Consider the following 14204-nt stretch of genomic DNA (forward strand, 5'->3'; position numbering starts at 1 on the left):
CCACGATGGTACCTACCTCATCGTTTTGACATCGTTATTAGCATACACCTGATGGCGTTTGTGCATTTCCAGCGCGTCATGGTAGTTGTCATATAAGGTCTGATAGCGTTCCGCACAGTAAACGACCAATAACGGCAACAAGGCACAAAGGTATAGCGGGATAAATTGCGGAGTGATCTGCAATGCCGCAAAAATCAGGCAGATCGCAATAGCCCACAGCTGCGAAGCCAGTAACCAGAGCAGACCACGCTGCCAACGCGCCAGCTTGTCGGTGAACGCCCAGAGAGCAACAGGCGCAGAGTTGGCGTCCAGCGTGCCATTGAGTAATTCCCCAAACAACACATAGCGCCGCGTCCGGCCAGCAAACACCAGCATAAACAGCGTCACCGCCCCCATCAGGATCATAAACGCGACGATAAAGGCAGGATCGGCATAGCCGGGAGCCAGGCTGAATGCGGGCTTACGGGCAATCGGCAAAACCAGGGCGAAATTGGTTAGCAGATTCAATAGCAAATCTTCGGCCACCAACCTTGGCAAGCGACGCTGCCGAGGGTGATAGGCTTCGGGCTCACTATAGGACTTCAAGGCCAGCAGGATATTGAACGGGGTTGATTTGCCTAGCTGGGCCACCATCAAGGCTGGCAGCACCAAGACACCAAGCAGCGCAATCAACGGATAATGCCAGTCTGGGCCGCATAGCCATATCAGGCCGCTCAGCGCTGCCGCCAGGCACAGTATGACCAAGGAAGCCCAGCCAGGCTGGTACAGCAATTTCGCCATCCCAGCTGTTTTACGCTCTTTATACTGGCCCGCGACCGCTTGCGGGTTTTTAAACACCCGCAAGGTGAATACGCTGTACGCCCAGTAACCTTGACCATCGCGCATCATACTCCAGACAATCGACAGACAGATTGCCCCCAACCCGGCAATCATCTCCGGCAGAGTAATGTCAATGACGTTGCGGATCAGCGACGAAGTCAGAATAGCGGAGACCAACACCACGGGGATCACGGCTCCTCGCATGTATCTTTGGCTGAAAGTAGTCAATGTTGGCACAATACCTCCCTTATCCCGCATGCTTAACACTGCTGCCAACGAGATGGTAATAGTGTTGGATATGGTAATCCTCGTCAGCCCCGTAGTGCTCCGCCAACAGATGGCTGAGGATTTTTTTGTTGCTGATCTCCAGGTAGCGGCGATGTCCCATCTGTGCCCACCGATCCATACTCTCACGCCAGCGCACGGTATGGATAAGGTGCAACGCCAGATTTTCCTTGATCTGCACCACGCTATATTCCGCTTTGCCACTGCTGTTCATGATCAGTGGGCAAACCGGCGAAGAGAATGGCAGGTCGGCCAATGCCTGGCGCATCAGTGCCACTCCATCATGCATCAACGGCGTATGCCAGGCACCATTGACGCCCAACTTGATGGTATTTACCCCATCGCGCGCCAGGTGATTAACCAGGGTTTTAACGGCGGTCAGTTCCCCCCCTACCACTTGCTGCTGGTGCCCGTTGTCACAGCACACGTTGAGTACGGTTCCCAGCCCAAGATTGTCGATCTGCTCGCGCAGCGCATCATGGCTGTAAGGCTTGACCACATACATCGCCCCTTTGCGCTGTTCGGCCAGGTTTTGCATGATGGTCGCGCGCAGCGTGATCGCACGGAACAGCGTTTCCAGATCCATTACCCCGGCGGCATACAGCGCGCTATATTCACCTGCGCTATGCCCGGCGTAACCGGTTTCCAACACCGGGGTACGTTCGCGTAACAACGTCAGCATGGCGGCGTTAACGGTGGTGACGGCCAACTGCTGATAAAGGGTTTTGGTCAGGCGTGTCATCGGCCCTTTCTGGCAGAGCTTGCGTACATCCAGCCCGGAAACATCGCTGGCACAATCCCAGACCGCCTTGGTGCCCGGTGAAACATCACAGACATCGCTGCCCATGCCGATCGCCGGGGATCCTTGTCCTGGGAAAATCATCATCCAACCGTCCGCGACGTTAGTTGCGGCCGATGTATTACCAATTGATTCGCATACCTGCATAGATATTTCCTTTTTCTCCGAAGGTGCCAAACTCACTCTCTTTACTGCCGAAGCTGGCGGCAACGCCGGTGTAAGCCTCAATGTTGTTTTTGAGCGGCGTGCTCAGGTGCAGATTCAGCACGTTGCTGCCATCCACCAGATTGACCATACCGGAGACCGACCAGTCGATACTGCCGACCTGCTCTTTATTGGTGCGTGTATAGAGGGTGAGGTAGTGTTTGCCGAGCAGGTTGCCGCCCCGCCCGACGTTATCGGTTTCTGCCGCCATCAGGCGGGAGTACTGCTGATAGCCGTTACGGATATCAGCCATGAACGATGGCGGTAGCGGTGGCAATGACTGACCGTAACCCCCATTGACGAAGCGAATGGTGTTGACGTTGTCCTGCCACTCACTGCGACTGTAGCCCTGACTCTGACCATAATATTCCGCGCCGTATTCGCTTTGATCGCCAGTGGTGTAACGCAGGCCAACGCCGATATCCGCTTGCGCACCATTGGCGCGTATTTTGTACGGCTCCTGCACATTGGCAAGTTGGCGCATGGCACGTGCGGAAGCCATATCCAGATGACGCCATGTCTGCCCATGAGAAATCGCCCCCTCAACGCTGAGGATCAGCATATCCGTCAGGTTGCCACTAGTGCCTAACGCCACGGTTTTCCGATCGCCAGCCAGTAGCGAAAAAGTCGGGTTGAACGCCTTCAGACCGGTCGCGGTGTAACTGGCATAGTATCTGTCGGTACTGTTGGTGCGCAGGATCGCGTCCCACTCCGAGGCGGCTTCCTGGCGCTGGTTGTTGCGCTTGAGGCGCGGAAAGGCCGCTAACGTGAAGGTTCCTTCGTTGCGGTACCATGAGCTGCTGATGCCATACGCCCCTTCATCGTAGAAATTGCGCCCGCTCCCCCCCAGGCCAAACACCCGCACGGTACGCATACTACCGTTGATATTACGCAGTAGGTCGAGCGGCGCGACCGAGAACAGATAACCACTGGTTTTACGTACCTTACCGGCATCGATATACCCACTGTCGCTGACAGCCCAACTGGCAGTGGCCTCGTTGAGTATGCCCAGCCCCTGGAAGCGTTGATCCTCCAGGGTTCCCGGCTGATGTGCCTGGAGAGCATACTCGCCACTGGCCTGCGCCTTGACGCTGAGGGCCTCGGTCAACGTGCAGCGGGCCACACCTGAAAGGTACAAATTGGCAATAGCGTTGTTACGAAATGCTGGATCGTCAAACTGCCATAATGAGTCCGAGGAATGGGACGATATCCCCTCTATACCCGCATAACCGCGTTGGACAAGACAGTCAACCGCCCAACTGCTGCTACTATAGGCGCCCACCAGCAGCAGAACCCCGCTAATCGGGGAGCGCCTGCTCGCCATCAACCGTTCAACCTCAGCAGATACTCTTTCTGGAAGTTACTTTCCGGCAACGACTCCAATCTAATGTCGCTGTAACGCATGGTGGTGTAGTTATCCTTACGCAGCGCGTCTTCCACCACGATAGTGGTTGGCCGCATCTGGCCCAACACCCGTTGATAATCGCGATAATACGAACGCTTGATCGGTACACCGTCGGCGGAAAGGAAATCGGCCCGGCTAGGGAAACCGCTGTCTTTTTCCACCCAATAACTGATCGCTGGATAGGTGACATAGGGCCAACGGCGCTGTAGTGATAGTTTGTAGCAGATCGTCTGGCCACAGGCCTCTTCACCAACCAGCCGGGAGATATAGGAGTAATCAAAGTCTGCGGCAACCACGTCACCGTTGGAAATCTGCCCCACCAGGCGTTGCTGGCGGGATATGGGGATCGGGCGTCGCAGGTCTGGTGCGTAATACCACATCTTGTCCAGATCGGAGAGCAAGGCTTTACCTTTATCGCGTACTGGGGAAATAAAACGCACCAGTGCACGCGCATCCCCTTTCTCTACCTGCTCCGAGGGTTTATAGAAGCGCATGGAAATATCCAGCACCTGTTGGTTCTCCGTGATATCACGCCCTCCCTTATGTTCCAGCAGCGTCAGCGTATAGCGGAAAGGCCGATCGGGTGCCCTCACGCGGTCGGCTCGACGGATAATTTCACGGGCCCGCTGATCTTCCTGAGTCAGGCTATTCAGTTGATGACGATCCAACGGTTCTGCCGACTGAGCCACACCCGACAGCCCCAGTAAAACCAGGCATCCAGCTATTTGATATTTCATGGGAACGGTCCTTGTTTGTGGGGCTATATATCCAGCATCATGCCAAGATCGGCAATAAGGGTGCTGCCACGTATCGCGCTCGACTGCTCAGAGACCAGAAATGCGGTAATGTTGGCCACCTCTTCCGGCTCCACCTTCCAGCGGCGCGGCGCGTTATTCCAACGTTCGAACATTGTTGACCACAGCTCGTCCAGGTACGGCAGCATATCGGTATTCACCACCCCGGCGCAGATGCCGTTGACCCGGATATTGCGGTCATACAGTTCCACCTCCAGGTAGCTCACCAGATTTTCCAGTGCCGATTTAGCGATGCCGAGCGGGTATTTCTCCAATACGCGCTGGCTACCTAAACTGGAAATCACGCAGATCGTACTGCCCTGGGGCATCATCGGTACCACTTCCTGTACGCAGGCGGTGTTGCCGATCAGGTTGGTATTGAGCAACAGCTTCCAGTCGCTGCGCGTCATGTCCATAAAGGCTTTGAACGGCGCGGCGGCGGCATTCAGCACCAGATGATCGATACGTTCGATCCCCTGCTGCCTGAGCTTTTTCACCATGTCACTGATATCGCGCGGTTCGGCGATATCCGCTTTAGCCAAGGTCACCTTCACCCGGGTTTCTGCTGCCACAAAGCGTTGCAGATTGGCCGCACTTTTCCCCTGATCCTTGCGGTAGTTGAGGATCAGGTCATAGCCCTCTTGCGCCAGTTTTTCGGCAATCGCCATACCAATGCCACGGCCTGCGCCGGTAATGAGCACGGTTTGTCCCTTTGACATGTCTCTTCTCTCCCTGAGGGGTTAAACAAAGCGGAACGCTTGCGCTATAACCAGTTTCGATGCCCGGCGTGCCGGGATAATGGACGCTATCAATGCCGTCACCAGCGGCAACGCGCAAGAGAACCAGAACAGATTGAAGTCCTGATCCCACAGCACAAAGGCCAGATAGCCCTGGGTATATCCAGGCGAAGGCGGCATCGGTATGCCATTGATATTGATAAGCGCGGCGATAAGAATGCCGAAGCTGACGCTCAGCGCCGAGCCAATAATGCCAATGATGATCCCTTCCAGCACAAACAAACGGCCAATATAGGCTTGGTTAAGGCCGAGAGCGCGCAGCGTAGCGATTTCGCGGGTACGTTCGATGACGTTCATCATCAATGTGTTGCCGATCATGAACACCACGATGACGCTGACGATGGACTTGATAAACAGGAAGATCCCTTCAAACAGATTCACCACCTGATGATAGAAAATGGCCAACTCATCCCAGGAGCGCGCTTCCAGCTTGAACTGATGCTGTTCAATTAGCTGGTTGACCCGCGCCAACACGTCCTCTGTTTGGTCGGTGTCCTGCAGCATGATGATGACTTTACTGACATCCTGGGTCTGCAACAGACGCTGTGCCGTTTGCAGCGGCATCTTGATCGCCGTATCGTCGTATTCTTTGATGCCGGACTGGAACACGCCGCGTACCTGAGAAGAGATGGCGTTTTGCCCGCCTTGCGGGTTGACCACCAACATGTCGACCCAGTCGCCATAGCCCGCCGACAAAGCATTGGCGATACCAGAACCCAGGGTGATGTCCTGCTGCGCAACCCGCGACAGGTCGCTGCCCGAAATGATTTTATCCAGCGAGCCCAGCACCAACGAGGTTAGAGGTTCGATCCCCACGCCGGTAAAGAAAGTGGAAGCTCCCTTGTCATACTGGGAAATGATGCCGGTAAACGCCAGTTGCCCGGTAATGGTGGCGATCTTCGGTGCAATCACCGGATCGGCCAGCAGGAGCGTTTTCACTTCATCATAGTTATCGATGGTGTATTGCAGCGAATTGTTGGCTCCGCTGCTGAGGTAGCCTTGCTGATAAAGTTGAATATGCCCCAGGTTGGTGCGGATGGTTTGTTCACGCAGCGCCCAGAACGAGTAATCGACAAACCCACCGAAGATAAACACCGCCACCCCTCCCAGGGTGATCGCCAGTAGCGTCACCCCGGAACGGCGGCGCTGGCGAAACAGATTCAGGAAGGTGTAACGGATATCGGTAGGTTTACGGATCGCCGTCACGATCACCACCAACAAGGCGTAAATGATAATCATATTGGCAACCCAGAACAGGATATTCATCATAGCGATGCCTCCGTCAGCGGCTGGATGATGGTGTTCAGTTCAGCTGGCGTCCATTCAGGGGCCGTGCTGTGCTCGGACAGACGTTTTCCCTCTGCGCCCTGCTGTGCCAACGCCGCCCTGGCGGCCTTGGCATCGGCCACACGCTGGCAACTGGCCAGCGCATGCGCGGACATCAGCGTGATCATCGGTTGCAAATCAGCGGGCACCGCCGGGTTCTGCTGCAAATAGTCCAGGTCTTTCAAGGCCACGACGCAACGGCCATGGCTGACGGGAACAAATGCATCCATCCGCACACGCAGAAAGCGCATCTGCCAGTCGTTCTCTTCGCTTTCCGCCGCTTCATCTATGTAGAAAAAACCCAGCTTTGAGGTTTCTGCCGCACGCATGTAATTCTTCTTGGCCAGATAATCCGTGGCCATAAACAGTTGCGCGTAGCCATAAAACATTTTGGCGATGCGGCGATCCGGGTGCTGTTGATACAAGGCTTGCAACTGGCTGGCCGCACTGATCAACGTACTCATTGGCGCTTGGGAATTAACCGCCAGGACCGCTTGTAAGCTGGGGTTGTCCTGCGTGTCCTGCAAACCAGTGGCTTGCGAAAGCCCACTGATCAACACTAATAAAGTGACAGCGTAACGCTTAAGCGATAACAAAATCATTTTCCAGCTCTCCATCCCTGATTTCCAACACCCGTTTGGCCCGATCGCGCAGCGTCAATGAATGGGTGGAAATAACAAACGTGGTTTTCAGTTCCTGATTCATGGTAAGCAGCAGATCGACGATCTCCTGCCCGGTACGGGTATCCAGATTACCGGTGGGTTCATCTGCAACGATCAAGCGTGGGTGTTTAACCAGCGCACGGGCGATCGCCACGCGCTGCTGCTGCCCGCCGGAAAGCTCGCCGGGCGTGCGTTTGTAGTGCGCCGCCAACCCCACTTTTTCGATCATGTCCATCACCTGATCTTGCGCCACGCGGCGGCTGAAGCCGTTAAGCATCAGTGGGTAATAAACGTTATCGAACACGCTCAGTACCGGCAGCAGGTTAAAGAACTGGAATACGAAGCCGATGGCATCAGCACGCAGGCAAGCGGTTTGCTGGTCATTGAGCGTGGAAAGGTCGTTACCTAGCAAATAGACATGGCCACTGGTGGGATAATCGATACCGCCCATCAGATTGAGCAGCGTACTTTTACCACTGCCGGATGGCCCACATAACGCGATAAACTCGCCGTCATGGATTTCGGTGGTGATGGTTCCCAGCGCCACAATGGCACCCGGCCCTTTACCAAAGCGTTTGCCTGCCTGTTGCATCGACACCACAGGCAGAGGTTGTGCAATATGTAGGGTGCTCATGATGTTCCCCGATGATTTGACGGTAAGTGACCGGCTTGCGGTACCCAGTTCTCCAGCAACCAGGCTCCACCCTCACCGTCGAGCACACTCAACAAGCTGTGCCCGGTGATATTGCTTTGCAGTAGATACTGCCAAGCCAATGCCGGGTTCATGCAGCCGCTGTCGCCGTAGAGTTCACTGAGCGAGACGCAAGCCAGACCGGTAGGCAACTGTTCAAACGCTTGCCGCTGCACGGCACGAAATGACAGTGCCGGCGGTGTTACGCCCAACACGGCCTGGGTATCCTTAGCCAGATACCGCTTACAGTGGTCAGCCAACTGAAGAGAGCGCCGTTGGGTAGAACCCGACAAGGCTTGATAATCACTCAAATGCAGGGAAACGCCCTGGCCTGGTTGCTTCTTGAGGATCAGGCACCCGACACGCTCAACGCTGAACTGACTGTTGGCGGGGATCGGCCCCCGTTTGCTGGATGAGGGAAAGTGTTCGGCCTCGGAGAAAACCAACACCGGGAAGCTGCGGAATTGGCCACAGATGATGACGTTATCGGCCATATTACTGTTCAGGCAGTCTTGCGCCATCCGCAATGCACTCAGCAAACCATTCCGCTCGCCGCGCAATTTGCAGGTGAAATCCTTGATGCCGTAATCCCGCACGATACCTTTGGGCAGAATATCGACGCTCAACGAGTCTCGCCAGCTGTTGACCCCTTCAAATACCGAGGCCTCCCCCCAGGAATCGCAATAAATCAACGCATTACGCTCATTGCGCAGGCGAAACTCCCCTTTACTCCCCAACTGTGCCACCGCCTCAGCACAGGCTGCACTCATGTCGTTCAGCCAGCCACGATAATTGGCTTTACGCAGCGCCTCTTCAGGCAGCATTTCACTGTCAATGCCGAAACGACGGAACAACCACTGGTCGCTGCCCGCTTTGGCATTGGCCTTTTTATGCAACCAGGCTTCCCACACGTTGTACCAGCTAGGGAAAAACCGTTGCATCGGCGTGCAGGGTTCCAGCAGGGAGAACCCCACCAGATTGATGGCCGCCGCCGGTATCACTTGTTTAACCGTGTTCATCTGCATCCTCACTATTAGCGGAGATCACCATGGCGATGGCTGAACCATCGAGCCCGATGCCAGACTTGAGGATGTGCTGCCGTTTCAGTGCCAACGGTGGGCTATCGGCATGAACATGAATTTGCAGGCTGTCGTTAATCGGGTAACGCGTGGTCAATGCCAGCAGACGACGTTGTTGTAGCGCATCCGCCGCCAACATCAGGTCCAGCAAACCACAGCAGCTCTCCATGTAACCGACCTGTCCCTTGTAACTGACCACCGGAACCCCGTATTTCCCCCAGACTTTTTGCAGCGCCATGGCTTCTGCCTTGTCGCTGGCGATCACCCCATTGGCATGAGGGAAAACGCAGGCGATATCTTGCGCAGTGAGCCCGGCTTCCAGCAGTGCCCGCTCAAACGTCTGGGCAATGGTGCGGAAATCCGCCGTGAAGGAACTGCTGCCCCTGGCACCGCTGCTCTGGCAAAACACTGAGCTGCGCAATTTGACAGGCGAAGTAACGTTGCGCTGACGAGCGTGTTGCTCGCTTTCAACGATCAGCGCTACGACACCGTTGGTGGGTAGAATGCAGCTGTTATGGCTGCTAAACGGTTGTGAACCCTCTTCCCCCAGCATGTCCTGGCCACCCAGGAAGATAATGTCCTGCGTCAGCGTTTCAAACCAGCCAACGACCAGCACCCAATCAACCTCATTGGCAGCAATGGCCGAGTGGGCTAAATGGACCGCCGCTAAAGAAGAGTTGCTGGCGCAATAAAGCGAAACCGGTGGCCAACTTAGCTGATAGCTCTGCGTCAGTTGTCGCGCCAGCCGATCCTGACCGTAACTCTTGGCATGCAGCCGTTTGATTTTTGGAAATAACCGCAGCTCTTCCTGGTCGTTACGCTCCTGATACCCCATAAAATCAGCGATGTCAGGGCGCTCACCATGGCCTACCAGATAAACCCGAACCCGCTTTCCCTGCAATTGTTCCGTTGTCATCCCCGCGCCGGCAAGCGCCTGATTGATAACCGGCTGCAGGCGGGCCAACATCACGCCGGATGGCTGATGGTCAGCAACATGGTGCGGGTTGCAACTCAAACGCAGATCCTGCCATTCGCTTTCGGTGGCGAACCAGGGTTGTGTGCTGGCCAACCTGTTCTCGCTCAGGCCCTTGATCAGCGCCGGAAAATCCGGCGCATAAGCACTGGTGACGCCCCAACCACTCAGGACGACATTCTGAATCACGCCATACTCCTCAGCACCACGGCATAGTGATTGCCGCCTTCCGTTGCACCGAGCACCAGAGCGTTACGGACGGTTTTCTTCAGCGGTTGGGTGACAAAGGCGATATCTTCCGCACAGAAGTTTTCGGTGTAAGGGATCGGCAGGATTTCACCCCGCTTCATAATCTCCGTGACCACCGCGATATTGAGGATACCGACGCAAGACTCCACCAGACCAAACCAGGCGTTGTAGTTAACAAACGGCAGGTTACGGCGAGCATCGCCGAAGGCGCTACGGATCGCCCCAATCTCAACGGCATCACGGGCGGCAGTGCCATCACTGGTGCCACAGATCAGATCCACCTCTTCCGGCTCCATGTCGGCTTCGTGCAATGCCTGACGAATGGCCACCGCCATGGACTCGATCCGGGCTGGCATATCATCCTTGGCAAAGTAACAGCCATCGCTGGATTTGCCATAGCCGACAATCTCGGCGTGAATGTGGGCACCACGATCCTGTGCATGCTGTAAATCTTCAATCAGCAGCATGCCTGCGCCTTCACCTGGGATATAGCCTTTGGCGTCCTTGCTGTAGATCTGGAAATCAGCCGGGTCACGTGTCAGTAACAGATCGCTGTTCAGCGCCTGCAGGCAGATGACGAAGGTGTTCATATTTTCGTCCGCCCCCCCTACAATCATCTGCGGTTGCAGATCCTGGCGGACCAACTCATAGCCGTAAGTCAATGCGCCCAATCCGGCATTGATACCCGTGGCCAGCGAGGTGTTATAGCCCTTGATCCCTTCGGAAATGGAACAGAAGGTCGAAATGGCATTCATCAGCGCACCTGGAAATTCGGAGGTCCGCACTTTGGTTGGGTCTGGGAACAGGCTTTGCAGGTAGCGATCTACCGTCGAATGTGGCCCTTTGGACATGCCAAGGATCATGCCAATCGTCTGACCGTCCCGTTTGATCTTACGCCCGGCGTCATTCATGGCTTGGGTAAGAGCAAGTAAGGCAAAGGTACTGATGGTATTGGCTTTACGAGGATCAAAGCGGCGTAGTGTCTTACGGGCGTCCAATCCTTGTACCTGATGCACCCCGCCCGGTTTGTTCAGTTCACATTCCACATCCTGTTCACCGAAGCGGTTACCCATGTAGTCCGCCACTCCCTGGTTTCTCAACATGACATTGAGTAATTCACGAAATCCCTGGCGGGTATCGTCATCAAGTGCCGGTGAGAACAGTTGTGGTAGTGGCTCCTGCGCCCACATTTTTTCCAGCATGCTTTGCAAGGTGTGGCCCACGGAGCTGACCGCCCCCATGCCGGTGATCGCGACGCGCTTGGGTTGATAATGCGTTACCGGACTTTGCTCAGGCTTGACGCTGGCAATCACACAGCAGTTGTTACCGCCAAAGGCATAGTTGTTCTTCATGAACACCTTGACTTCGGCTTCCTGGAACTCGTTGGGCACATAGTTGAGGTCGCAGTTTGCGCGCGGCGTAGTAAAGTTGAGCGTTGGCAGGATCTTGTTTTCCGGCAAAGTCAGGAAGCAGGCGGTCAGCTCGATGATCCCGGCGGCACCGATATTGTGCCCCACATAAGCCTTGGTTGAACTCACCGGAATATCCATGATATTCGGGAAGACCTTCTTCATGGCCAGCGTTTCGCAACGGTCGTTAGCGTCCGTGCCGGTACCGTGGGCGTTGATATAGTCAATATCTTGCGGCCCGATATCTGCGTTCTGCATGGCATGGCGCATCACCTGTACAGCCCCTTCGGCCCGTGGGTCGGGGGCCGTTTCGTGATAGGCATCGCAAGAGGTGGCGTAAGAGACCATCTCACCATAGATCGTCGCACCACGAGCGACAGCATGCTCGTATTCTTCCAGCAACAAAGCGCCTGCACCCTCGCCAACCGACATCCCTGGGCTGCCGGAGAACGGGCTGGACGGCGTACGTTTCATGGCATGGAGCGCGTAAAATCCGGCAAAGGTCGGCAGATAGACAGGCTCGGTGCCAACCACCAGCACCGTGGCGTTCTTGCCGTTCTGGATCAGGTCATAGCCAATCCCCATCGCGTTGGTACTGGCCGTACAGGCGGTAGCGACCAGTTCAAAGCCCCCTTTCAGCCCCAGCAGTGAAGAGACAATGGCGCTACAGGAAGAAAAGCTGCCGGAGACCATGGCCTTCTGCAACGAGAAGCGCTCCGTCTGACGTTCAATCAGCGGCATAAAGGGCTCGGTGCCGGCAGAGGAAACGCCGATGATCAGCCCGGTTTTATCCCGTAGTTCTCCGCGTGGTAACTGGCCTTGCTGCAAAGCTTCATCGCCAACCTTATAGGCCCACAGCGAAGCATTATCCATTGAGGCAACGGTTTCAGGAGGGAGATCGGGCCAACTCAAAGGCTGTAATACCTCGGAGGCGTTGGCATCCTCGAACCATTCCAGGTACTTTTTACTTGGCTTGATCCCGCAGGTTTTATTCAGCAGTGCCTGTTTGAACTCGGCAACGTTAGTGGCAATGGAAGAGAGGTGACCCATACCGGTGATCACCACTCGTTTACGCGTGACTGTCATAGTGCCTTCCGTGTCAGCAAACCAGAAATCGAATGTAGGAGCGCCATGTTGCCATGGCGCAAAATAGCGTGATGCTTAAGGGGGTGTTCGGCTTACTCGTTCTCTTCTCTGAGTTTTTGCCATTCAAGCTGTTGCAGCAGATCGCGTGGACGCGAGCTGTCGACATAACTGTGTTCAGAAGGATTAATCAGGAAGCTGTAGTTACGGGCGAAAGGCACCGCCGACGTTGTTACCGCCACCGGGCCATTAGCCGTCACCACGTGATAGCCATCAATGTCTGCCCAAGCCCAGGCGTCGGTCACGAACAAACGGCCCAGGCAGGCTTGCAGATCTGCCGAATAGTCGCAGACGATCACTTCACCGATGCAGTTACCGTCAAACATCACTTTGTCGCCGCGTTGCGGGATGGCGTCCGGTTTCCCGGCAATGCTCATCCCTACGATACGGTGGCTGATGCCCTGCGCTACGCGTTCACTCAAACTTGCCAGACCGGTGAAAGCTTCTTTGTCGTAGCGCACTGCCCATTGCATTTGCAATGCGATCGGGCAGCCGGTGTAGGCGTTGAACATGCCTGGTTCCCAGCAAGGGTTTTCCAGGCGCACTTTCCGCTGGTAGTTCAGCCCGCCGGTACGCATGTCATACCTTTCGCCAGCCTTCTGCATCTGGGTCCAAACGTTGGCCAGCAGATCCTGTGGCCCCATCAGTTTGTAAGAGTACTCGCCATGTTTTCCGCTGCGCAGCAGGATCAGATCGTCCTCAACGTGCATGTGTTCCTGGTATGGCAGGCCAATCACGTCCATCCCATAGACTTCAGCCAGCAGTTCCCAGGCGTATGGCCCTTCAAAGTGCAACATGCCCCACTCTGGCGTGAGCGATTCGATAGAGTCGATATCTTCAAACTCGTCTTCATTGCCTGCCAGCTTGGCGCGCAGCATGTCGCACAGCGTTTCACCGCTGACCCACTCCGACAGCAACAGAAAACGTTCATCGTCACAGGCGATATACAGGTCGGTAATGATATTGCCTGCATCATCGAGGATCAGGCTGTACATGGCTTGCTCATCCCGGATCGATGAAACATCGCCGGAAACCAACTGGTTGAGCAACGACCAGGCGCTGTCACCGTTGATAGCCGCGATGCCAAAATGGGAATAGTCAGACAGCAGAATGTGTTGACGTACCGCCTTGTGCTCCTCATCCGCTGCAAAATAACTCAGGGGAATGGCAACGCCGTTACGCTCCCCCATTACCGCCCCTTGCTGCCGATGAATGTCAGTGAGTTTGGTCATTCCTTGTCCGCTCCTGTTGCTGAACCGTTGGTGGTTTCCCCCTGCTTGCCAATAACAAACGAAGTGAGGGTGTTGACGCTACGCATGTAGGAAGGATCGTCACCTTCTGTCACACGGATGCCGAAGATTTCATCCAGCAACACGACGACCTCGGTGGCATCCACCGAATCCAGCTTCAACCCGCTACCAAACAGCGGTGTGTCATCGTCAATCTGATTGACTCTCTGATAAAGGTTCAGGCGTTCTATTAACCCCGTTTTGATTTTCTCCAGCACAGACTTGCGCTGTTCAATCCTTTCAATAAGCGCGATGTTGCTCATAGCGGCATTACTCCCTG

Annotated in this window: 13 protein-coding genes; all 13 read right to left on the reverse strand. The window is 55.3% G+C overall.

The genetic code is table 11. The features are described from left to right. Window positions 1-12: 12 nt before the first annotated feature. A complete protein-coding gene (locus tag ACKWMY_RS18985) occupies window positions 13-1056 on the reverse strand; it encodes a hypothetical protein (protein WP_409486831.1) in 1044 nt (347 codons plus the stop codon). A gap of 10 nt (window positions 1057-1066) precedes the next feature. Continuing rightward, the gene (locus ACKWMY_RS18990; protein ID WP_024530300.1) at window positions 1067-2050 is read right to left on the reverse strand and encodes an ACP S-malonyltransferase; all 984 of its coding nucleotides are present in this window, start codon (window positions 2048-2050) and stop codon (window positions 1067-1069) included. Further along, the gene (locus ACKWMY_RS18995) at window positions 2025-3431 is read right to left on the reverse strand and encodes a hypothetical protein (protein WP_409486832.1); all 1407 of its coding nucleotides are present in this window, start codon (window positions 3429-3431) and stop codon (window positions 2025-2027) included. The genes ACKWMY_RS18990 and ACKWMY_RS18995 overlap by 26 nt, the downstream gene beginning before the upstream one ends. Beyond that, window positions 3431-4249: an outer membrane lipoprotein-sorting protein gene (locus tag ACKWMY_RS19000; RefSeq protein ID WP_074031089.1), complete on the reverse strand. Its 819-nt coding sequence runs from the start codon at window positions 4247-4249 to the stop codon at window positions 3431-3433. The genes ACKWMY_RS18995 and ACKWMY_RS19000 overlap by 1 nt, the downstream gene beginning before the upstream one ends. A gap of 23 nt (window positions 4250-4272) precedes the next feature. Continuing rightward, window positions 4273-5025, reverse strand: a complete 753-nt coding sequence (locus ACKWMY_RS19005; protein ID WP_024530303.1) for an SDR family oxidoreductase — start codon at window positions 5023-5025, stop codon at window positions 4273-4275. Between the two features lie 21 nt (window positions 5026-5046). Next, window positions 5047-6372 carry an ABC transporter permease gene (locus tag ACKWMY_RS19010; protein WP_199063575.1) on the reverse strand — a complete coding sequence of 442 codons (1326 nt, stop codon included), beginning with the start codon at window positions 6370-6372 and terminating at the stop codon, window positions 5047-5049. Continuing rightward, window positions 6369-7031 carry a hypothetical protein gene (locus ACKWMY_RS19015; protein WP_409486833.1) on the reverse strand — a complete coding sequence of 221 codons (663 nt, stop codon included), beginning with the start codon at window positions 7029-7031 and terminating at the stop codon, window positions 6369-6371. Before ACKWMY_RS19015 ends, ACKWMY_RS19010 begins: the two co-directional genes overlap by 4 nt. After that, window positions 7012-7725 carry an ABC transporter ATP-binding protein gene (locus ACKWMY_RS19020; protein ID WP_409486834.1) on the reverse strand — a complete coding sequence of 238 codons (714 nt, stop codon included), beginning with the start codon at window positions 7723-7725 and terminating at the stop codon, window positions 7012-7014. The genes ACKWMY_RS19015 and ACKWMY_RS19020 overlap by 20 nt, the downstream gene beginning before the upstream one ends. After that, complete coding sequence (locus ACKWMY_RS19025; RefSeq protein WP_260524106.1) at window positions 7722-8801, reverse strand: ATP-binding protein; 1080 nt, start codon at window positions 8799-8801, stop codon at window positions 7722-7724. The genes ACKWMY_RS19020 and ACKWMY_RS19025 overlap by 4 nt, the downstream gene beginning before the upstream one ends. After that, the gene (locus ACKWMY_RS19030) at window positions 8788-10023 is read right to left on the reverse strand and encodes a beta-ketoacyl synthase N-terminal-like domain-containing protein (protein WP_409486835.1); all 1236 of its coding nucleotides are present in this window, start codon (window positions 10021-10023) and stop codon (window positions 8788-8790) included. The genes ACKWMY_RS19025 and ACKWMY_RS19030 overlap by 14 nt, the downstream gene beginning before the upstream one ends. Then, complete coding sequence (locus ACKWMY_RS19035; RefSeq protein WP_409486836.1) at window positions 10020-12578, reverse strand: beta-ketoacyl synthase N-terminal-like domain-containing protein; 2559 nt, start codon at window positions 12576-12578, stop codon at window positions 10020-10022. Before ACKWMY_RS19035 ends, ACKWMY_RS19030 begins: the two co-directional genes overlap by 4 nt. A 92-nt stretch (window positions 12579-12670) precedes the next feature. Continuing rightward, window positions 12671-13867 carry an aminomethyl transferase family protein gene (locus ACKWMY_RS19040; protein ID WP_409486837.1) on the reverse strand — a complete coding sequence of 399 codons (1197 nt, stop codon included), beginning with the start codon at window positions 13865-13867 and terminating at the stop codon, window positions 12671-12673. After that, entirely contained in the window at window positions 13864-14187 is a 324-nt protein-coding gene (locus ACKWMY_RS19045) for an acyl carrier protein (protein ID WP_024530312.1), read from the reverse strand. Before ACKWMY_RS19045 ends, ACKWMY_RS19040 begins: the two co-directional genes overlap by 4 nt. Between the last annotated feature and the right edge of the window lie 17 nt (window positions 14188-14204).

This window comes from Serratia sp. J2, from assembly GCF_046269175.1.
In the GTDB taxonomy this organism is placed as follows: Bacteria; Pseudomonadota; Gammaproteobacteria; order Enterobacterales; family Enterobacteriaceae; genus Chania; species Chania fonticola_C.